The 19,092-nt window shown below is 41.7% G+C and carries 21 protein-coding genes, 1 pseudogene and 1 riboswitch; of the genes and pseudogenes, 10 read left to right on the forward strand and 12 right to left on the reverse strand.

Going from position 1 to position 19,092, the window contains the following annotated elements; all coding sequences use genetic code 11:
• Positions 1-17 precede the first annotated feature (17 nt).
• The 5 genes from AM592_RS16030 to AM592_RS16050 all read left to right on the forward strand — a co-directional run bounded on the left by AM592_RS16030 (position 18) and on the right by AM592_RS16050 (position 5,334).
• Positions 18-1,322: a hemolysin family protein gene (locus AM592_RS16030; protein ID WP_053604738.1), complete on the forward strand. Its 1,305-nt coding sequence runs from the start codon at positions 18-20 to the stop codon at positions 1,320-1,322.
• A gap of 143 nt (positions 1,323-1,465) precedes the next feature.
• A riboswitch (SAM riboswitch) is annotated at positions 1,466-1,573 on the forward strand.
• An 80-nt stretch (positions 1,574-1,653) separates the two neighbouring features.
• Positions 1,654-2,664, forward strand: a complete 1,011-nt coding sequence (locus tag AM592_RS16035; RefSeq protein ID WP_053606139.1) for a methionine ABC transporter ATP-binding protein — start codon at positions 1,654-1,656, stop codon at positions 2,662-2,664.
• A gap of 55 nt (positions 2,665-2,719) precedes the next feature.
• On the forward strand, positions 2,720-3,319 hold the full coding sequence (locus AM592_RS16040; RefSeq protein WP_082364356.1) for a methionine ABC transporter permease: 600 nt from the start codon (positions 2,720-2,722) through the stop codon (positions 3,317-3,319).
• Between the two features lie 18 nt (positions 3,320-3,337).
• Positions 3,338-4,159 carry a MetQ/NlpA family ABC transporter substrate-binding protein gene (locus AM592_RS16045; RefSeq protein WP_053604740.1) on the forward strand — a complete coding sequence of 274 codons (822 nt, stop codon included), beginning with the start codon at positions 3,338-3,340 and terminating at the stop codon, positions 4,157-4,159.
• A gap of 68 nt (positions 4,160-4,227) precedes the next feature.
• Positions 4,228-5,334 (forward strand): iron-containing alcohol dehydrogenase family protein, encoded by a 1,107-nt coding sequence (locus AM592_RS16050; RefSeq protein ID WP_053604741.1) that lies wholly within the window; start codon positions 4,228-4,230, stop codon positions 5,332-5,334.
• Between the two features lie 100 nt (positions 5,335-5,434).
• Here AM592_RS16050 and mgrA read toward each other — a convergent pair whose 3' ends face one another.
• Both mgrA and AM592_RS23435 read right to left on the reverse strand, forming a co-directional pair.
• Positions 5,435-6,436 (reverse strand): L-glyceraldehyde 3-phosphate reductase, encoded by a 1,002-nt coding sequence (gene mgrA, locus AM592_RS16055; RefSeq protein WP_053604742.1) that lies wholly within the window; start codon positions 6,434-6,436, stop codon positions 5,435-5,437.
• A 145-nt stretch (positions 6,437-6,581) separates the two neighbouring features.
• A complete protein-coding gene (locus AM592_RS23435) occupies positions 6,582-6,827 on the reverse strand; it encodes an SDR family NAD(P)-dependent oxidoreductase (RefSeq protein ID WP_082364357.1) in 246 nt (81 codons plus the stop codon).
• Here AM592_RS23435 and AM592_RS23440 point away from each other — a divergent pair.
• Positions 6,777-7,253, forward strand: a complete 477-nt coding sequence (locus AM592_RS23440; protein WP_082364098.1) for a helix-turn-helix domain-containing protein — start codon at positions 6,777-6,779, stop codon at positions 7,251-7,253. The two genes, AM592_RS23435 and AM592_RS23440, sit on opposite strands and share 51 nt — an antisense overlap.
• Positions 7,254-7,295: 42 nt before the next feature.
• Here the strand turns inward: AM592_RS23440 and AM592_RS16065 are convergent, their stop codons facing one another.
• On the reverse strand, positions 7,296-7,802 hold the full coding sequence (locus AM592_RS16065; protein ID WP_053604744.1) for an SRPBCC family protein: 507 nt from the start codon (positions 7,800-7,802) through the stop codon (positions 7,296-7,298).
• Positions 7,803-7,895: 93 nt separating this feature from the next.
• On the opposite strand from AM592_RS16065, the gene AM592_RS16070 reads away from it, so the two are divergent.
• The gene (locus tag AM592_RS16070; RefSeq protein WP_053604745.1) at positions 7,896-8,693 is read left to right on the forward strand and encodes a helix-turn-helix domain-containing protein; all 798 of its coding nucleotides are present in this window, start codon (positions 7,896-7,898) and stop codon (positions 8,691-8,693) included.
• Between the two features lie 334 nt (positions 8,694-9,027).
• Complete coding sequence (locus tag AM592_RS16080; RefSeq protein WP_053604747.1) at positions 9,028-9,966, forward strand: magnesium transporter CorA family protein; 939 nt, start codon at positions 9,028-9,030, stop codon at positions 9,964-9,966.
• Positions 9,967-10,018: 52 nt separating this feature from the next.
• Here the strand turns inward: AM592_RS16080 and AM592_RS16085 are convergent.
• The 7 genes and pseudogenes from AM592_RS16085 to AM592_RS16120 form a co-directional block, all read right to left on the reverse strand.
• Positions 10,019-10,439 (reverse strand): annotated as a pseudogene (locus tag AM592_RS16085) (5-methyltetrahydropteroyltriglutamate--homocysteine S-methyltransferase); the annotation flags it as partial.
• A gap of 39 nt (positions 10,440-10,478) precedes the next feature.
• Positions 10,479-11,204: an ABC transporter permease gene (locus AM592_RS16090; RefSeq protein ID WP_053604748.1), complete on the reverse strand. Its 726-nt coding sequence runs from the start codon at positions 11,202-11,204 to the stop codon at positions 10,479-10,481.
• Positions 11,205-11,207: 3 nt separating this feature from the next.
• Positions 11,208-11,924: an ABC transporter permease gene (locus AM592_RS16095; RefSeq protein ID WP_053604749.1), complete on the reverse strand. Its 717-nt coding sequence runs from the start codon at positions 11,922-11,924 to the stop codon at positions 11,208-11,210.
• Entirely contained in the window at positions 11,921-12,832 is a 912-nt protein-coding gene (locus AM592_RS16100) for an ABC transporter ATP-binding protein (protein WP_053604750.1), read from the reverse strand. The genes AM592_RS16095 and AM592_RS16100 overlap by 4 nt, the downstream gene beginning before the upstream one ends.
• 442 nt (positions 12,833-13,274) lie before the next feature.
• Positions 13,275-14,615, reverse strand: coding sequence for a HAMP domain-containing sensor histidine kinase (locus tag AM592_RS16110; protein ID WP_082364100.1), 1,341 nt, complete (start codon positions 14,613-14,615; stop codon positions 13,275-13,277).
• Positions 14,612-15,280 (reverse strand): response regulator transcription factor, encoded by a 669-nt coding sequence (locus tag AM592_RS16115; protein ID WP_053604753.1) that lies wholly within the window; start codon positions 15,278-15,280, stop codon positions 14,612-14,614. Before AM592_RS16115 ends, AM592_RS16110 begins: the two co-directional genes overlap by 4 nt.
• Entirely contained in the window at positions 15,277-16,266 is a 990-nt protein-coding gene (locus tag AM592_RS16120; protein ID WP_053604754.1) for an alpha/beta hydrolase, read from the reverse strand. The genes AM592_RS16115 and AM592_RS16120 overlap by 4 nt, the downstream gene beginning before the upstream one ends.
• A gap of 153 nt (positions 16,267-16,419) precedes the next feature.
• Here AM592_RS16120 and AM592_RS16125 point away from each other — a divergent pair, with 153 nt between their 5' ends.
• Positions 16,420-17,004: a DUF899 family protein gene (locus AM592_RS16125; RefSeq protein ID WP_053604755.1), complete on the forward strand. Its 585-nt coding sequence runs from the start codon at positions 16,420-16,422 to the stop codon at positions 17,002-17,004.
• Positions 17,005-17,028: 24 nt separating this feature from the next.
• Positions 17,029-17,163, forward strand: a complete 135-nt coding sequence (locus tag AM592_RS25030) for an SRPBCC family protein (RefSeq protein ID WP_264080137.1) — start codon at positions 17,029-17,031, stop codon at positions 17,161-17,163.
• Positions 17,164-17,494: 331 nt separating this feature from the next.
• Here the strand turns inward: AM592_RS25030 and AM592_RS16135 are convergent, their stop codons facing one another.
• Positions 17,495-18,238 (reverse strand): SDR family oxidoreductase, encoded by a 744-nt coding sequence (locus AM592_RS16135; protein ID WP_053604756.1) that lies wholly within the window; start codon positions 18,236-18,238, stop codon positions 17,495-17,497.
• Positions 18,239-18,257: 19 nt separating this feature from the next.
• A complete protein-coding gene (locus AM592_RS16140; RefSeq protein WP_312883809.1) occupies positions 18,258-18,893 on the reverse strand; it encodes a TetR/AcrR family transcriptional regulator in 636 nt (211 codons plus the stop codon).
• Between the last annotated feature and the right edge of the window lie 199 nt (positions 18,894-19,092).

The following is a 19,092-nucleotide window of genomic DNA, read 5'->3' on the forward strand; positions in this document are numbered from 1 at the left end:
GGCTAAGAGGGAATTAATTGGACAGTATATTAGTAATAAATTTGGCGCTAGTCGCCTTTCTTATCGTGCTGACGGCTTTTTTTGTTGGATCAGAGTTTGCAGTAATAAAAGTTCGGATGTCTCGAATTGACCAGCTCATTTCTGAAGGCAACAAAAAAGCGGTGATTGTCAAAAAATTGGTCAATGACTTGGATTATTATTTATCCGCGTGTCAGCTTGGGATTACAGTGACTGCGCTTGGGCTTGGATGGTTAGGGGAACCGACAGTTGAAAAGATTCTGCATCCTTTATTTCACCAATTTGGTATACCGGATGCGGTCTCCACGGTTATTTCTATCGCCATTGCTTTCGCCCTTGTTACATTTCTACATGTCGTCATAGGTGAGCTTGCGCCTAAGACACTGGCAATTCAATATGCAGAAGAAATGACTATGGTGTTCGCCCGTCCGCTTTATTGGTTCGGAAAGATTATGGCTCCTTTGATTTGGACATTGAACGGTTCTGCTCGTGTGATGCTTCGTATTTTCGGTGTTCAACCTGCCACTCATGAACAAGCACACTCTGAGGAAGAGCTAAAAATCATCATGTCGCAAAGCTATCAAAGCGGAGAAATCAATCAGACGGAGCTATCCTATATGCAAAACATTTTTGATTTTGATGAGCGCGTGGCGAAGGACATCATGGTGCCCCGCATGCAAGTGGTTACACTTACGCAGGCCATGAGCCGCGACGAGGTGATTGCATTTGTGGATGAACACCAGTATACTCGTTATCCTGTGACAGCGGATGGCGATAAGGATCATATCATTGGATTTGTAAACGTGAAGGAAATGCTCACGAGCTATGCTGCTGGCCGGGAACGTAAACTGGTTGATTTTGTCCATGAGATGCCGATGATCCATGAGGTAACTCCGCTGCAAGACGTATTGCTGAAAATGAAACAGGATAGAGTTCATATCGCTGTCGTTATTGATGAGTACGGAGGTACAGCAGGAGTCATCACAATGGAGGATATTTTGGAGGAAATCGTTGGCGAAATTCGTGATGAATTCGATGATGATGAAGTTCCGGATATTCAACAACAGAGTGACAGCATTTATCATATTAACGGTCGCGTTCTGCTTTCAGATCTTGAGAAGCAATTCGGTTTGACATTCGAAGAAAGTGAAGAAGTGGATACGATAGGCGGTTGGATACAAGTTCAAAACAATGAAATAGCGGAGAGCGATTTTATTGACCATGGAGAGCATCGTTGGGTCGTAATTGAGATGGATAATCATCAAATCAAACAAGTGGCTCTCGAGCTTCGGACCGCCGCTTAAGTAAGAACCTGTTTATTACAGGTTCCTTTTTTAATACCAAGAATTTCTATCTGAATTTTTGAAATTATTTAAGATCAATTATTGACTTTCTTATTTTGCATGGTATTATTTATAAGTATTCATCCACAATTTTATAATATGATAACTTATCCAGAGTGACTGAGGGATCAGGCCCAATGAAGTCCGGCAACCGCCATGCAAATGGAAAGGTGCTACTTCCTGCAGAATGTAATGATTCTGAAAGATAAGCCATCAATAAACACGATGCCTCTTTCAGTTTTGGAAAGAGGCTTTTTTAATGCCTACAAATGCAACAAGAGGTGACAAAAGTATGATAGAAGTCAAAGACCTTGTAAAGGTGTATGAGACAAAAAAGAAGAAAGTTACAGGCGTTGATCATGTAAACCTATCAATCAAAACCGGAGAAATTTTCGGAATCGTCGGATACAGCGGAGCAGGAAAAAGCTCCTTGATCAGATGCATGAATTTGCTGGAAAGACCAACATCCGGTCAGATTATCATAGATGAGGTTGATTTAACGAAGCTTTCTCCAAGTAAATTACGTCTGGCTCGCTTGAAAATCGGTATGATTTTTCAGCACTTTTACTTACTGAATGCCAAGACAGTGTTTGAAAATGTGTCCTTTGCCTTGCGTGCGGCCAATTATCCGAAAGCCAAGATAAAGAAAAGGGTAAATGAATTATTAGAAATGGTCGGGCTGGCGGAAAAGCATGACGCATATCCCGCGCAACTCAGCGGCGGACAAAAGCAGCGGGTAGGCATTGCGAGAGCACTTGCCAATGATCCATCCGTGCTTCTATGTGATGAGGCCACATCAGCTCTTGATCCAAGCACAACAAAATCCATTTTGAACCTGTTAAAAAGGATCAATCAGGAGCTTGGCATTACAATTGTGATCATCACTCATGAAATGGAAGTCGTAAAAGAAATTTGTGATCGTATGGCAGTTATGCAGGATGGGAAAGTAGTAGAAGAAGGTCCGGTTTATGACTTATTCTCCAATCCATCACAACCGTTAACCCGGGATTTCATCGACACGGTGATGCAATTCGAGCTTCCTTCTCAGATTCTGGAACATAGTAAAGGGAAAATTGTGAAAATTCAATTCAAAGGCTCGATTGCGGAAGAAGCCATTCTCTCCGATGTATTTCAACGCTTCAGTGTAAAAGGGAATTTTCTGCATGGAAAAATTGAGTACATTAAAGAAAAACCGCTTGGCATCTTTATTATGGAGCTGGTAGGCGACGTGGCAGACGTAGAAAATGCCACCCGGTACATCTCAGAAAAAACACAGAGCTTGGAGGTGATTTCGGGTGCTTGATTCTTTGATTCAACTATTGCCTGAACTAAACACCGCTTTTTTCCAAACCCTTTATATGGTTGTGATCGCACTTATAGTCGCTATTTTGCTCGGTCTTCCGTTAGGTATCATTTTATTTGTAACAGATAAAGGATTGTTTTTAGAGAATCGTCCCATTAAATCAATCATTGGTTTTATCATCAATATGACCCGGTCGATTCCTTACATCATTTTGCTGGTGCTCTTGCTCCCTTTTACCGATCTGTTAGTTGGAAATACAACGGGGCCTACTGCTGCCTCTGTATCTCTGTCGGTTGCTGCGATTCCGTTTTTCGCTCGAATCGTTGAGACAACCTTTCGTGAAATCGACAAAGGCATGATTGAGGCTTCGATTGCAGCAGGAGCAACCCCGTGGATGATTATTAAGGATGTTCTCTTGTCAGAAGCACGTCCCGGCTTAATTCAAGGCGTTACCATTACATTAATTAACTTAATTGCCTTCTCCGCTATGGCGGGAATTATTGGAGGCGGCGGAGTCGGAGATTTAGCGATCCGCTATGGATATTACCGCTATGACAATACAGTTATGTTCACAACCGTCATCATCCTTATATGTTTAGTACAATTCGTACAATTTTTGGGTGATTTCACTTCTAAAAAAATTGACAAGCGTTAATCAGGAGGAAAAAACAACATGAAAAAGCTTTTATTCATTGTTACATTATTACTATCAATCGGGCTGCTTGCGGCTTGCGGACAAGATAACGGGAACGCTGATAGTGACAAGGAAATTAACATCGGCGCTACAGCCGGCCCATACAGTGATATGGTAACGAAAGCAATTAAACCAATTTTAGAAAAAGAAGGCTACAAAGTAAAAGTAACTGAGTTTACAGATTATGTTCAGCCAAACAAACAGCTCGGCAACGGATCCATCGATGCAAACCTTTTTCAACACAAAATTTTCATGGAAAGCTTTGCAAAAGAAAACAATTTAGAGCTATCTGAAGTTGTTATTGTTCCAACTGCCCCAATGGGTCTTTATTCAAACACATACAAGTCATTGGATGAAGTAAAGGATGGAAGCTCCATCGCCATCCCGAATGATCCGCCGAACCTGGCAAGAACACTTTTGGTCCTTCAGGATGCAGGATTTATTAAGCTTGATCCGAAAACAAATCCGCTAACTGTATCTGAAAAAGATGTAGTAGAAAATAAGAAAAACCTTAAATTTGTACCTGTTGAGGCTGCAGGCCTTCCACGCCAAGTTGACAGTGCTGATTTGGCTGCTGTTCCTGGGAACTATGCCTTAGCTGCTAAGATGAATCTGCAAGATGCATTAAAATTGGAAAGCATGCCGGATGATTACAGAAACCGTGTAGTTGTCAATACGAAGGATGTTGACAGCCAGTTTGCGAAAGATCTTAAAGCTGCTGTCGAATCAGAAGAATTTGAAAAAGTGATTGATGAAGAATTCAAAGGTTTTGGCAAACCAGAGTGGATGGAAAAGCGCTAAGCAAAAAAACAAATAGAAAAGCAGTACCGGTCCCGGTATTGCTTTTTCTGCTAGAAAGGATGAGATGAATGTCCGATCAGTTGATTGTCAGGGGAGCTCCCCAAACCTATGAATGCAAAGAAGGAATTCTTAAAGAGCTTGAAGATATGTTAACGGAAAGAACGGTTACGAAATGCCTGATTATTCACGGGGAAAAATCTCTTCATGCCGCAAAACCCTTTCTCCCTTCTTTTGAATCGGTTCGCGTCCACTATGAGAAATACCGGGGAGAATGCTCCTTATCTGAAATCAGCCGCCTGCGGGAAATCATCCAAAAAGAAGAGTATGAAGCCGTTATCGGCATTGGCGGCGGAAAAATCTTAGACTTAACAAAAGCCGTCGGTACCGAAACAAAGGCTCCCGTTATTTTAGTCCCTACTCTTGCATCGTCCTGTGCCGCGTGGACTCCGTTAAGTGTGTACTATACAGACGAAGGACAGTTCATTTATTACCGGTATCATACGGAGAGTGCCAATATTGTCCTGGTTGAACCACAGATCATCCTTGAATCGCCAGTCGAATATTTTATAGCAGGAATCGGCGATACGCTGGCCAAATGGTATGAAGCAGACGTGCTCATCCGCGGCCTGAATGAACGTCCGCTTGCAGTTGACATTGCCTATTATTCTGCGAAAACGTGCGAGCAAGTACTGTTTGACCTCAGCAGCCAAGCGGTTGAAGATCAAAACAAGAGTGTACTCTCTTCCGCCTTTATTAAAGTGGTTGAAACGATCATCATTGCAGGCGGAATGGTAGGAGGATTCGGAGACAACTTTGGACGAATTGCAGGCGCACACTCCATTCATAACGGGTTAACACAAATAGAAGAAACTCACCATCTATTACATGGTGAAAAAGTCTCCTATGGAATTCTTGTTCAACTTGTCCTCGAAAAAAAGTGGGAAGACGTTTCGAAGTTGATCACCCTTTACCAGGAGTTAAACCTGCCTTACTCTCTTTCTGACTTACGATTGAATGTGGAGGAGCGAGAGAAGATCGCAATTGTGGCGGAAGCTGCTGCCACCCCCGCGGAATCGATTCATTTGATGGATCAGAAAATCACCGCTGAAAGCGTGATTGAAGCGATTATGTCATTGGAGGAATACGTGGCGGAGACGATTATTCGCAATTATTAATAGAATGGTAGACTGCAGCGCGATCTGCAGTCTTTTGAATTTTCCGGTATTCGGCGATCTTCAATTCGAAAGTCCCTTAAACAAACGTTGATTAACCCTATTAATACCCATTCCTAGAAAGGATCTGTTCAATCTCACTTTCTTCCTCTTCTAGAAAAGTCAGATTCTCCAAGCTTTTGAGATTCTCTTCGATTTGGGATATTCTGCTTGCTCCAATTATGACCGAGGTCATTTCTTTCCTTCTTAGCACCCAGGACAGTGCCATTTGGGCAAGGGTTTGACCTCTTTTTTCTGCAATTGCATTTAAATTTATCAGCATTGTCAATATTCCATCATTAATAGCGGACAATGTTAAAAAGCCGCTTCCTTTGGAAATCCTGGAATCATCGGGAATTCCATTTAAGTATCTGTCAGTTAAAAGACCTTGTGCCAACGGAGAAAAAGCGATCGCGCCTATTTTTTCTTCATCTAAAACGTCAAGCAGCCCTTTTTCTACATCCCTTTTCAGCATTGAATAAATCGGCTGATGGATTAAGCAAGGTGTTCCAAGCTCTTTCAAGATCTTTGCAGCTGCTCTCGTTTCCTCAGGGCTGTAAGAAGAGATTCCCACATATAATGCTTTACCCTGCCGCACAATATGATCCAGCGCCTGCATGGACTCTTCTAACGGAGTTTCTGGATCTGGCCGGTGATGATAAAATATATCGACGTATTCGAGTCCCATTCGTTTTAAGCTCTGATCAAGGCTGGCTATTAAATATTTTCTTGATCCATTATTTCCGTAAGGCCCCGGCCACATCTCATAGCCTGCTTTAGATGAAATAACGAGTTCGTCCCGGTACGGCAGCAAATCTTTTTTTAATATTTCTCCAAAGGTTTCTTCGGCAGAACCAGGAGGCGGTCCATAATTATTAGCTAAATCAAAATGTGTGATCCCTGCGTCAAATGCATATCTGACCATGCTTCTGCTGTTTTCGAAGGAGTCCTTCCCGCCAAAATTATGCCACAAACCCAACGATAGAGCAGGCAGCATCAATCCGCTATTGCCACATCTGTTATAAATCATCGTTTCATAACGACGACCAGAAGCCTGATAACTCATCTTTTATTCCGCCTTCCTTATGTGAAATCGCTATCATAATCTAGTATAAATGATTTTTGATAGAGAAGGCGACTATACTGAAATAAAGCGTCACTTTTTTTGGCAAGGACTAAGGTAATCCACACTCATTGTAAAATGAATAAAGTTACCACGGAACTACTCCGTTTTCATCGAAGAAACCACCATTAGGTCCATCTTCCGGGAGAGTTGCAAGGTGAACGACAATTGTGGCTGCCTGTTCAACCGTGCGAGTGCCTTGAAATTGATTTAAATCTGTCGCCGTAAAACCTGGACAAGCAGAGTTTATTTTAATAGGTGTATCCTTTAACTCATATGCAAAATGGACAGTAAGCTGATTAACTGCTGCTTTAGACGAATTGTACGCAAGAATTTTTGCTTGATAAAATTCAAAGTCAGGGTCACTTTATGTAAAAGATGTCGCCCGGATCTGTTTTCAAACCTCAATCCAAGAGAACAAATAATTAAAAAAACTACTGACTTTTTAATAAATAACTATTCCTGCGAGCTGTCACTTGAAGACATAGCGAAACGTGTCTACGCAAGCCCGTTTTATTTACAACGGATTTTTAAAGAAGAAATGAAGATGCCACCTGCTCAATTTCTAACAACTAAACGGATGGAAGCAACAAAAGAGTTAATTATGCATACGAGCCTAAGCATTACGGCGATCGCCTACGAAGTCGGATTTAAAAGCTCTTCGCATTTCTCTACGCTTTTTCGTAAATCCGTCGGCCTCTCCCCGTCTGACTATCGACTCGAACAAAAACAACAAAGCAGTTCGGTTGTTCAGTATTAATCAGACAAAAAAAGATAGCATCTAAAGACGCTATCTCTAACTTTAAAACCCTAACTCCAAAACCTTCCCGGTCTCGGCGTATGTTTTGATATTGCTTAGAATCATCGGCCAATGCTGCTCTGTGCTCTCATAAGAAGGATGGCCCTCTGTCCACTGGTCATCAACTAAGGTTAATTTTGTGCATTGTCCCACTTGTTCAAGGGTAATTGTCACTCTCGATTCAAGCTCAGCATGGTTTGAACGATAGCTTGGTCCGGGATGCTCAGTGAAGCTGAACACTTTATTCGGTTCAAATGCCAACAGTTTGCCATATACATGAACCGTTTCTTCTCCGTCATTGCCCGGCCCAACATATTCCAGTGAGTCTCCCACTTTAAAGGTGGATCGGATCACTGTACCAGCAAACGTTTTTTTCGTCCCCTCAGGCGAGATCAATGCATTCCACAATTCTTCGGGACGAGCCCCGATATAAAACACAAATTTAAGATCCTTCACAATTATCACTCCTTCAGCAAAATAGGCACCATTATCCTTATTGCCACCATTCATTCTTGTTGTTACTATAGAAAATAATACCATTAAGAAATTACGGATGATTGTAAAAATGCGACATGGTTAAAAATTTGTCCAGGGGTGGAAGCTGTGGAGACAAATCAAGCGCATCCAAACAAAGGAATATTAAATAAGAAAACAGGCGATCTGAAGTACACACTTTTGCGGCACACTCCCTCAGAGGATCTTCATTTTTTTATTCAGCGCTATTGGACAGTCAAGTGGGACTTAAGAGGACAGGCTCCTTATCGCCAAAAGATTCTTTCTCATCCTTGTGTGAACATGGTGTTTGAGAAAGGAAATTCGAGAATATATGGAATCTCAAAGGAAACGTCGTCACATCTTCTAAAGGATGAAGGACAGGTGTTTGGGATCAAGTTCAAGCCCGGCGCTTTTCACTCTTTTATCAATTCCCCGGTTTCTCAGCTAACGAATCGCAGCATCCCCATTGAAGAAGTGTTCGGAACGAATGTTAAGAAAGTAGAGGATGAATTGTTTACACTTGAAGATGAAGACATGAGGATTCAGCTTGTCGAAAATTTCTTTCGCGAACATCTTCCAGAGAAAAATAAAAATGCTGAACTAACGACTCAAATCGCAGAACATATAGCTGCAAATCGGGAGATAACGAAAGTTGAACAATTAGCTCACATGTTTAAGATAAACAAAAGAACGCTGCAACGGATGTTCAATCAGTTTGTCGGCGTAAGTCCGAAATGGGTCATCAAACGAGCCCGTCTCCATGAGGCAGCCGAACTTGCCGAAAAAGGGAAAAGACCGAATTGGTCGCAGCTAGCTTTGGAACTTGGGTATTACGATCAATCCCACTTTATCAAAGATTTCAAGAGGGTTATCGGCAAGTCTCCGAAAGAGTACGGTAAGATTTAACTTAATCTGTATTTTAATAAGCAGCAAGAAATGAAACCACAGAGGAAACCCTGTGGTTTTTAACTGCTTAAATAACTTATTTCAAAATAAAGATAAAAATCGAGTTTACAACAACACACTGTAAGAGTATGATAATAAAGGTGTTTCCCCATATTTTATGAAAAGGAGTTGATTTTTTTGAGTAGTCGAAGTTGCAGCGAACCCGAACCCAGCTCGAATATTGAGGAAGTCATAAATGTACCAATACTCAGAAGATTGATTACGAAGAAAAACATCAACTCTTTTGTGTGGCTGGAACATTTTTGACTCCTCACGAAGAAGAGGAGGCTAAATCATGTTAGACATTTATTTGAGCAACGAATCAGGAAAACTTCAAAAAACAAATGAAATTACCAAGGGTTGCTGGATTAATATGATCAACCCGAATACAGATGAAATCAATTATATTTGCAATAATTTAGATATTCCAACAGATTTTATTAAAGATGCACTTGATGATGAAGAAAGATCCCGAATTGAAAAAGAAGACGATAATATCTTAATTATCGTTGATTTTCCATACATTACCCACGATGATGCAGGTTTTCCCATTTATGAAACAATTCCTATCGGTATGGCAATAGCAAAAAATTGTTTCATTACTGTGTCTTTAAAGGATACCCCTATTCTCAACGACTTTAGCAATCAAAAAATCCGTGACTTTTATACCTATAAACGAACAAGATTTGCGTTGCAGATTCTTTATGTGATCTCTACCTATTATTTAAGATATTTAAAGCAAATCAATAAAAAAACAAATGAAATTGAAAACGAATTGCATCAATCAATGAAAAATAAAGAATTATACGCCTTTCTTGCTCTTGAGAAAAGCTTGGTATATTTCACTACATCATTGAAGGCGAACAAAATCGTTTTAGAAAAATTAATGAGATTAAATCATTTAAAGATGTACGATGAAGACAAGGATTTATTAGACGATGTAATTATCGAAAATACACAAGCCATTGAAATGGCCGATACGTACAGCAGTATTTTAAGCGGAATGATGGATGCTTTCGCTTCAGTTATCTCTAACAATTTGAATATCGTGATGAAGTTTCTGACTTCCATTACCATCGTTTTATCGCTTCCTACTATGGTCGCCAGCTTCTACGGCATGAACGTTGATTTGCCTTTTCAAAAAAATCCGCATGCTTTTTGGTTAACGATATTATTTGCCGTCATTTTATCAAGCGGTACAGCAATTATCTTTTGGAAAAAGAGATTTTTCTAAAAACTTGCAAAGCCGATGCTTCTCTGTACGAGAACATCGGCTTTTTTTACGCTTACTTCCATACATCATTCGCAATGTGAACCACGTGTTTCAGTTTCTCCCATTGTTGTTCTTCCGTCAGTAAATTCCCTTCCTCTGTTGAAGCAAAGCCGCATTGTGGGCTGAGCGAAAGCTGGCTTAAGTCAACATATTTGGCTGCTTTTTCGATTCTGCGTTTGATGTCATCAGGGTTTTCCAGTTCTCCGAATTTTGACGTGACAAGACCGAGAACGATCTGCAAATCAGGTCGTTTTACATAACGGAGAGGTTCAAAACCACCTGAACGCTCGTCATCAAATTCAAGGAAAAGCCCGTCCACGTTTAACCCATCGAAAATCGTTTCGGCAGCTGCATCATACCCGCCCTCGGCTGTCCAAGTCGATTGGAAGTTTCCGCGGCAAATGTGCATCGACTGTTAAATCCTCAGGACGATCATTTCACAATATCAAGTGATTATCACTCATACGTTGGCACTAAATCGCTTTTTTCTTCATATACATCAGCCCGCCTGCCAAAAAGACAATCAAGCTCCCTCCGATCACCAGAGAAAGTTTGGCCAGCGGCACGTAAAACACTTCCCCTTCGTTAACCGGCATCATCATTAAAAACGGCTGTGTCCACGGATAGATTGGACCATATGTTTCTGAATTGGCAACCATTATAGACGGCAATGTAAAAATCACATTTAATGCAAAGGGAGCAGCAAAGCTCGTCCAGGCAATCCCTACCCACAGCAATAGAGCGGCAATAGGAAAGACAGCGATAAGGCTGCCAATCATGCTTTTGGCTATCGTTCCAATCGGAAAGGGTTCTCCGTATCCCGCCATAGTCCCGGCTATCCTAAAAACAACGAACACCATGAGCTGAAGAAAAGAAACGATCAATAAAATGAGCACGTATTTTGACCAAAAGACGGTTGATCTTGTTACGGGGAGTGTCAGCATCTGCTTCCAGCTATTATTCTGGTGCTCGTACCTGCATATGCTTCCCGCAAGAATACCGATAAACAACGGAAGGAAGAGAAGACCGTACACCATACTAATATACATTAATGCCTCATGCCATGGACTTGTCCCCATCTCATTCGATCCTGATAATCCCACCATGAGAGCAATCATCGGCCCCAGCCAAATGAGCAATAGTATTTTCGATTTTCTTACCTTATACCATTCCAGCTGCAAGCTTTTAAAAAAAATCATCGTTTATTTCCGCTCCCTTCTTGAAAAATCGAGCGCACCGCCTGCGTAGAGTGCTATTCCCAGCGCTATTCCAAGCCATACAAACTGAAGAGATTCTGCTTCCCACGGATAGGCATTCGCCCACGTCCATATGACCCAATCAGCCACTAGATTGCCTCCACCGAACATGGCAACGATCATTCCTAAAATCCCTACGGTCAGGCTGATTCCCTGATTGTCAAACGTCATGGACAGCCATAGCTGGAGCGCTAAAATCGGCATGGCAGCAAGCATAGGAAAAAAACTATTTTTAGCTGCCGCCACCCATGGCACATCCGGACCGAAGCCAAGAGCCAACCCGAGCAATGCCGTCCCTATCCAAACGAGAAAACTGGCGGTCAGGATCATCATAAAAAGAACAAAATATTTGGCAAAGTATACGTCTCTTTTCTTAACCGGCAATGCAAAAATTTGTTTCCAGGCATTGGTCTGGTGTTCAATACCCGCCATCATGGAAGCGACAATGCATGATCCAAGCAGTACAGCTGAGGGCAAAAACATATTCACATTTTGAAAGACGCCTGCCCATTGATTGTCATACTGGGTAATTAAATAATCGTACCGCACGCCGTAGTTCACTGCTTGAAGAGAAATGACCCCGAAAGCACCGAGAAAGACAAGAAACCATAATCCCTTTCTTTTGACTTTTAACAATTCTATTTTTATAAGCGATCCAATCATGCACTTTTCTCCTCTTTGGTCATATTCAAGAAGATGTCTTCAAGTGACCGTTTTTCCTCCTCGACCCGATAAATTGATACGTCATGTTTCGAGAGAAGCTTAACGATCTTCGCAATTTTTTCATCCGGTGATTCAGGCAAACGGAGCACCCCTTGTTGCACACTGGCTTCAATTCCGTGAGAGAGCAGGATGTTCGCCGCATTTTTCGGATCACTAACTCTAAGCTGAACCATTTGTCCGGCTTGTTTTCGCAGGACAGCGATCGAATCCTGAAAAATAAGCTCGCCTTTCGAAATGACGCCTACCGATGTTGCCATTTGGTCGATTTCCGACAGCAAATGGCTGGAGATAATGACTGTCATATTTTGCTCTTTCGGCAAGCGCTTGATCAGTTCTCTAATTTCAATAATCCCTTGAGGGTCTAATCCGTTTGTCGGTTCATCTAAAATTAACAGCTCCGGTTCCCGAAGCAGAGCTGCAGCAAGACCTAACCGCTGTTTCATGCCTAGCGAAAAGCCCTTTACTTTTTTCTTGCCTGTATTGCTCAGTCCTACGATCGCCAAAACTTCCTGAATGCGCCGTTTCGGTTGATTCAGGACTTTTCTGAGCGTTTCCAGATTTTCTTCTGCTGTTAAGTGCCCATAGTAGGATGGCGACTCCACTAATGAACCTACCTTGCCTAGGATTGTCAGTTTGTTTTTTTGAATATCCTGGCCAAACACTTCAACCGATCCATGAGTCGGATTCAAGAGCCCGAGCAGCATTCGAATCGTTGTTGTTTTACCGGCGCCATTCGCTCCAAGAAAACCATAGATCTCTCCTTTTTTTACGGATAAATCGATCCCTTTTACAGCCAGCTCCTGGCCAAAGCGTTTTGTTAGATTTTTTGTTTGTACAATCATTTCCATTACGATCACCTCGACATTTATTGTAGATGCCCGAAGTTAAAGAGGAGACCAGGGGTGTTTAAGTTTTGTTTAAAAAAACGTCTAGTTTCGTTCATTCTACGGCAAGGGTATGCTGATTCAATAGCAGCGCATCCGATTATCCCAGGTTATTGTGACCTCTTCGAAAATGATTGCGACCGGTTTTTAATTTTTTGTGACCACTTCGCCATTTATTACGACCAGTTTCAATTTTTTTTGGCCCACTTGCTAAAAAATACATCCCCCTCATACCTGCCACTTCACGATCGTGCCCGAAAAAAACAGGTCACTCTTCGTCCATTCTGTGGCAGTGACATGTGATTCTATGGCAGCACATCCGCTTATCCCGGGTTTTTCGGCCCACGTGCGTCGTGCGGTTTTCAACATAAAAAAACGAAGCCTTGGATAAGGCCCCGGTGTTCAATTAATGAGGATAATAGATACATATTTTTGCTCCGGTTTCCGATGAAGCAATCTTCCAGTCCATATTCATATCTTTGATCATCTTAGAAACAATCGTTAAACCGATCCCAGCTCCTGCTTCTTTAGAAATTCCCGCAAACCCGGGTCCGCGATCCTCGATAATCAACCCATCTGCCGAATCCCTTTGCAAGGTATGAATGCGAATATAGCCGCCCTGCTTGGCGTGACGTACAACGTTTTGAAATAAGTTGTCGACAATCCGCTCCATCCAATGAATATCCACGTGCCATTTGGGATGAATTAAAGGATGTAAATCAACGTCAACTTCAATTCCTTCATTCTCGAAAACCGGATACCATGATGCCACCTGCGAACGCAAGAATCGATTGATGTCCAGCTCCTGAATATCCATATGATACTTCCCTGCTGTTAATAAAGTATAAGAGAGCAAATTATCAATCAACCGGTCCAAAAGGGTTATTTTCTGATCGAGAATCTGTACGGACTCCCGGCCAGTATCGCTTAACCGTTCTCTTGATAATGAATAGGTATGTGCCTGAAGGGTCGTTAACGGTGTCCTGAGATCATGAGAAAGATTCGAAATGAGCTGGCGGCGCAGGGATTCCTCTTCCTGTTCCCTTTTCCGGCTCTTTTCTAGTTCAACGACCATTTTGTTGAATGCGTTTTGCAGCTGGCCGATCTCATCCATCTTCCCGATTTTCACCTGACTGGGAAGCGCTCCATTTTCAGAATGATCCATCGTTTGCTGCAGATGCCGGATTCGATTTCGGAGACGGATAATAAACCAAAGAGACGCAGCAATGAAAATCAAAAGCAATAAAAGCAGCCCCAGCCCGATGAAAAGCGGATTGATTTGAATCGGCGGATGCAGAACAGATCTTGGAATTTGAATTACAGCAAGCCCATTTTTCTGGTCATTTCCGATAAAGGCGATGACTGTATATGGATCATTCCCATATCGCTTTTTAATAAATTCAGCCGTCGTTCCTGACGTCCATTCTTGCTGCACGTCCAAATTCTCAGGCAGCTTCTCTGAGGTACGTCCATTTTTATTTACAATGAAGAAGGAAGCCTCCGGATACCTTTCCTTCCACTGCTTCATACGATCTTGACGTTCTGCAGGAAATAGTTCCAACCAGGTACTTACTTCATCGTGCCAATCCCTTTCGATTTTCTCTTCGCTGTATGGCTGGCTGTTATGCTGCATATCATATGGTGTGTAAACAAGAATGGATACAATCGGGATCCCCATTGGAAGCAAGATTAAAGCAAAAAATACCACGAGTAAATAACGTGTAAGGATCGAATGTCTCCACTTCATGATTTGACCCTGTAGCCGACCCCGCGGATCGTTTCAACAATTTTTGGTGACGAAGGATCCTTTTCAATTTTTTCGCGAAGATAGCGGATATGAACCATCGGCGTTTTATCCCCTTCAATGTAAGGCTCTCCCCAAACTGATTCATAGATTTGCTCTTTTGTCAGAATTTGATTTTGGTGCTTTAAGAAAAACTGAAAAATTTGATATTGCTTCCCTGATAAAATGATGTCTTCTCCCGTTTCACGATTTGTAATCGTGCCATCAGGCAGAACGATTTCCAAATGATGCAGGATCATCTTTTCCTGCCCTCGATCGAAGCGCCTGAGCAATGATTTAATGCGGGCCGCCAGCTCCTCCGGATGAAACGGTTTGGTTAGATAGTCATCGGCAAAGGTAAGTCCTTCTACTTTATCCTCAATCGCCGTACGGGCGGTTAACATTAAGACGGGCACCTCATGTTTTTCCTTTTTTATGCGGCGGCCCAGCGAAAAACCGTCCAGCCCGGGAAGCATAATATCTAAAATGACGAGATCAGCCTCCGGCAAATAAACCGAAATGTCTTTCCCTTCTTTAAGCCACGTAATCTTGTATTCTTGTTTTTCCAACTCTCGAGTTACCCACTTGCCAATCTCTTCTTCATCTTCAATGTATAAAATATGATTCATTTTTTCTCCTTTAACGTTCGATCAAGCCATTCCAAACAAAGTCCCATCCAGGTTGCAACATGAGTGTCCGGAACGGGCTTTCCCATCTGATTCTCTTTTTTATGATAAAAGTCTTCCCATGACGTTACTTCTCCCAATTCACGATCGTTGTGTACTCCATTTTTTAATTTTTCTAATACCGCATGCTTCAACGGCGCGAGCAAAGGTGATGTGCTGTCATGCTTTCGATTCGCCCATTGTTCATCAGCAGTGGATATTCCGTGCCTGCCTTGCGGGTAGATATGCAGTTCAAACGGTCTTTGCCGGGCACTTAAGTTTGTTGCGAATAACAGGCTGTTTTCTACAGCAACTCTGGCGTCATCTGCCGTATGCCAAAGAAAGACAGGTGGAGTGCTGTCGCTGATATGATTCTCCAGTGACATAAACTCCAACATCTCTTCCGTTGGCTTATCACCTAATAAATTTACAACAGATCCGCTATGTCTCCGTTCACCTGTTGTTATGACCGGGTACGATAATATGACTGCATTCGGTATGTGAGACACCTCTCCTTCCCTTTTTAATTCCTGCAAAAACGGCTGCTGCCAATGAACCGCCAGGCTCGCCGCAAGATGTCCGCCTGCCGAAAAACCGCAAACGGCCAGTCTGTCTTTATCAATTGACCAATGATCGGCATTTTCTCGAATCGTAATCACAGCCTTTGCCAAATCCCGCAATGCCTGTAATTTAACCGGCTTTTGATCACCGAGCGCATTTACCGTATATGTAAGTATGAAAGCATGATAGCCTGCCTGGAGAAACTTTTCTGCGACCAGCTCTCCCTCAGCCGGACTAATAAAACCATAGCCCCCGCCCGGTACAATCACAACTGCCCCGCGTAAAGAATCGCCCTCCTGCACATAGGCGGTTAACGTCGGAATAAACCCCGCGCGGCTTTCTTTCTCATATTCATTTTCCTCCCACAGCTGGATCGTTTGATGAATCATAATATCCCTCTTCCCCTTTGCTTATTTTCTAACAAATTCTCACAGTAAAATTCTATCAAAAAAAGCAAATCAAAATAAATTTTTTGTGTAGAACTTTGATATGATAGAATTATCAGACTTTTAAAATAAGGTATGTAAAGGAGAATAGAAAGAATGCATATGGATTCTGCCGCTTCTTTAGAAAAAGAAATCGATTCGTTGGAACAAGAGCTTATGAAAAAGAAAAAAGATTTAGCCAATTTACGAACAAGCCTCCCGAATCTGGAAGTCGAGAATTATATTTTCAAAGACGAAAACGGAAAAGATGTATCTCTTTTAAGCTTATTTCAAGAAAAAGACGAGCTTATTCTTATTCATAACATGGGAAAATCCTGCTCTTATTGCACGATGTGGGCAGATGGGTTTAACGGTGTTTTACCTCATCTGAACAACAAGGCTTCCTTTGTCGTTGCCTCGCCAAACGATTACGAGACTCAATCTCAATTTGCAAAAGAAAGGGGCTGGACCTTTAAAATGGTCTCCACAAAGGATTCAACCTTTACAAAAGACATGGGGTTTCAATCAGAGGACGGATCATTCTATCCAGGAGTTTCAGTCTTTGTAAAGAATCACAACGGACAAATCTCCCGCCATGCTAAAGCACCCTTTGGTCCAGGGGACGACTATTGCATCGTCTGGCCTTTATTCGATTTGCTCCCATCCGGAAGCGAGGACTGGCATCCAAAAAAAGCATATTGAAATGAATGAGCGGAGGTATGAAGGATGGGAACTGCAGAAGGTAAAAGCACTGTTTGGATTGACGCGAAGAAAGAAACCGTTTGGAATGCTATTACTGATGAAGCCCAGCTTTTACAATGGTATGCACCAGGCTCGCCTTGGGATATTCCCAGCCTATAGATTGGGGGGAAAATCACTTTTACGTTAATGCCCAGCGCTCATAATCATCTAACTGAAAAACTTCCTATGACCTTAACCATTCAAAAAGTTCATTTATATCAGGAATTTTCCTTTTCCTTGGACTCACAACAAACACTTATATCAATCGTATTAGAAGAGGAGAGAAACGGAACAAGAGTTACAATGAATATAAAAGGTTTCGATCCATCTTTAGAAAATTTGAAAGCGCTATTAGAAGGAAATGAAATACCTAAAGTTTAATAGAGAAAAAGGACCGCAAATGGGTCCTTTTTCAATGATTCATTTTACGACAAAACAACCCGCAACCCGATTAAATAAACCCGCCATTTACCCGAATCGTTTGACCAGTGATCCATTGAGATTGTGAGCTGACTAAGAATTCAATCACATTTGCAATATCTTCTGGCTCGCCGATTCGCTGAAAAGCATTCATCTTCTTGATGCCTTCTATTTGCTGCTCCGTTTTGCCTTCAGTAAAAAGCTCTGTGTTCACCGGACCCGGTGCAACAGCATTAATCGTAATCCGTTTAGGGCCAAATTCTTTGGCAAGCTGTCTTGTAAATTGTTCAACAGCTCCTTTTGTTCCTGCATATACACTGTAAGCCGGAAACATTTGTCCATTAACAGAAGTGGATATATTCACAATCCGCCCTCCATTTTCCATATGCTTCATTCCTAATTGGCACGCGAAGAAGGTCCCTTTTGCATTGATCGCAAAATGCTTATCAAATTCTTCTTCAGTTACTTCCAAGAGAGGGTTATTCACCATTAAACCGGCATTATTCACAAGAATATCTATTTTTCCGAAAGCATTGATCGTTTCGGTGAATAAATTTTCGAGATCGCTCAGTTGGCTAATATCCGCTTGTAAAGCGATCGCTTCGCCGCCTTTCTCTTGAATCAGCTTTACCGCTTCGTCAGCATTTTCAGGACTGCTGGAATAATTAATGACTACTTTTGCCCCTAAATCTGCTAATTGTTCAGCTATCGCATTCCCTATTCCTCTCGAAGCCCCTGTCACGATCGCAACTTTTCCGTTTAATTTTGTAGTCATATCTCTTCCTTCTTTCGCTTTATTTATTTTCGGCCTGCTTCTTATGTTCCGCTTTTGAAACGACAAAACCCTCTTTTATTAGCGCCCAAACCAGATCAAGTTCTTCATCAATCGTTTCGCTTTTCCATTCGTATGCATGCGATGGATGATGAAATCTTGTCGTCGCGTAAAAAATAGAACGAGATAAAGCATTGTTATGATTTATATCTTTTATGATTTTTGCATGAATCCCTTTTTCAATAATTAGACTTAACATTTCAATAATGCAATTGACATGGTTTTCAACGATCTCTGTAGATTCGACTGTCACTTCTGCATACATTTTAAACATTTCTTCATCATTTTCCGCATGGCTTCTCTTAAGTGAGCAAAGTGCGAAAATAAATTCTTTCAGCAAATGAGCTGAAGCAGACTCTTCTGAATGAGTGAATCGCTTCAAAGGAGCAATAATTTCCTCCTCCAGCCACCTTTCTGTTACAGCTTCCTTTAAAGCAGCTTTATTCGGAAAGTGTCTATAAATTGTTCCGTGACTGATATTTAATTCTTTCGCCACATCTGTCACTGATGTTTTATTCGGTCCAAAACGGCGCAATGTTTTTTCAGCTGCATCTAAAATATCTTTCTTACTTAAAATACTGTTTTTCTTATCCATCATCTAAACCAATGCACTCTCCTTTTCTTTTATATAAGAGGATTCTGACCTTAGCAGCACCTCCATAATCAATAGTTGCAAATTCAATGTTCTATATTTATATTTTGAGATTAACACACCAAGTAACAAATGACAAATATTAATTTTTGTCATTTGTTTTTTAATTCAAAAAAAATGAAGGTGCAGCTCGCGCTACCCTTCA

The organism is Bacillus gobiensis, assembly GCF_001278705.1.
Classification (GTDB): Bacteria; Bacillota; Bacilli; order Bacillales; family Bacillaceae; genus Bacillus; species Bacillus gobiensis.

Coding starts and splice junctions, on each gene's coding strand:
- AM592_RS16035 (WP_053606139.1), top strand. CDS start 1,654: ATGATAGAAGTCAAAGACCTTGTAAAGGTGTATGAGACAAAAAAGAAG.
- AM592_RS16040 (WP_082364356.1), top strand. CDS start 2,720: ATGGTTGTGATCGCACTTATAGTCGCTATTTTGCTCGGTCTTCCGTTA.
- AM592_RS16045 (WP_053604740.1), top strand. CDS start 3,338: ATGAAAAAGCTTTTATTCATTGTTACATTATTACTATCAATCGGGCTG.
- AM592_RS16050 (WP_053604741.1), top strand. CDS start 4,228: ATGTCCGATCAGTTGATTGTCAGGGGAGCTCCCCAAACCTATGAATGC.
- mgrA (WP_053604742.1), bottom strand. CDS start 6,436: ATGAGTTATCAGGCTTCTGGTCGTCGTTATGAAACGATGATTTATAAC.
- AM592_RS23440 (WP_082364098.1), top strand. CDS start 6,777: ATGGACAGTAAGCTGATTAACTGCTGCTTTAGACGAATTGTACGCAAG.
- AM592_RS16065 (WP_053604744.1), bottom strand. CDS start 7,802: ATGAATGGTGGCAATAAGGATAATGGTGCCTATTTTGCTGAAGGAGTG.
- AM592_RS16080 (WP_053604747.1), top strand. CDS start 9,028: ATGTTAGACATTTATTTGAGCAACGAATCAGGAAAACTTCAAAAAACA.
- AM592_RS16090 (WP_053604748.1), bottom strand. CDS start 11,204: ATGATTTTTTTTAAAAGCTTGCAGCTGGAATGGTATAAGGTAAGAAAA.
- AM592_RS16095 (WP_053604749.1), bottom strand. CDS start 11,924: ATGATTGGATCGCTTATAAAAATAGAATTGTTAAAAGTCAAAAGAAAG.
- AM592_RS16100 (WP_053604750.1), bottom strand. CDS start 12,832: ATGGAAATGATTGTACAAACAAAAAATCTAACAAAACGCTTTGGCCAG.
- AM592_RS16110 (WP_082364100.1), bottom strand. CDS start 14,615: ATGAAGTGGAGACATTCGATCCTTACACGTTATTTACTCGTGGTATTT.
- AM592_RS16115 (WP_053604753.1), bottom strand. CDS start 15,280: ATGAATCATATTTTATACATTGAAGATGAAGAAGAGATTGGCAAGTGG.
- AM592_RS16120 (WP_053604754.1), bottom strand. CDS start 16,266: ATGATTCATCAAACGATCCAGCTGTGGGAGGAAAATGAATATGAGAAA.
- AM592_RS16125 (WP_053604755.1), top strand. CDS start 16,420: ATGCATATGGATTCTGCCGCTTCTTTAGAAAAAGAAATCGATTCGTTG.
- AM592_RS25030 (WP_264080137.1), top strand. CDS start 17,029: ATGGGAACTGCAGAAGGTAAAAGCACTGTTTGGATTGACGCGAAGAAA.
- AM592_RS16135 (WP_053604756.1), bottom strand. CDS start 18,238: ATGACTACAAAATTAAACGGAAAAGTTGCGATCGTGACAGGGGCTTCG.
- AM592_RS16140 (WP_312883809.1), bottom strand. CDS start 18,893: ATGATGGATAAGAAAAACAGTATTTTAAGTAAGAAAGATATTTTAGAT.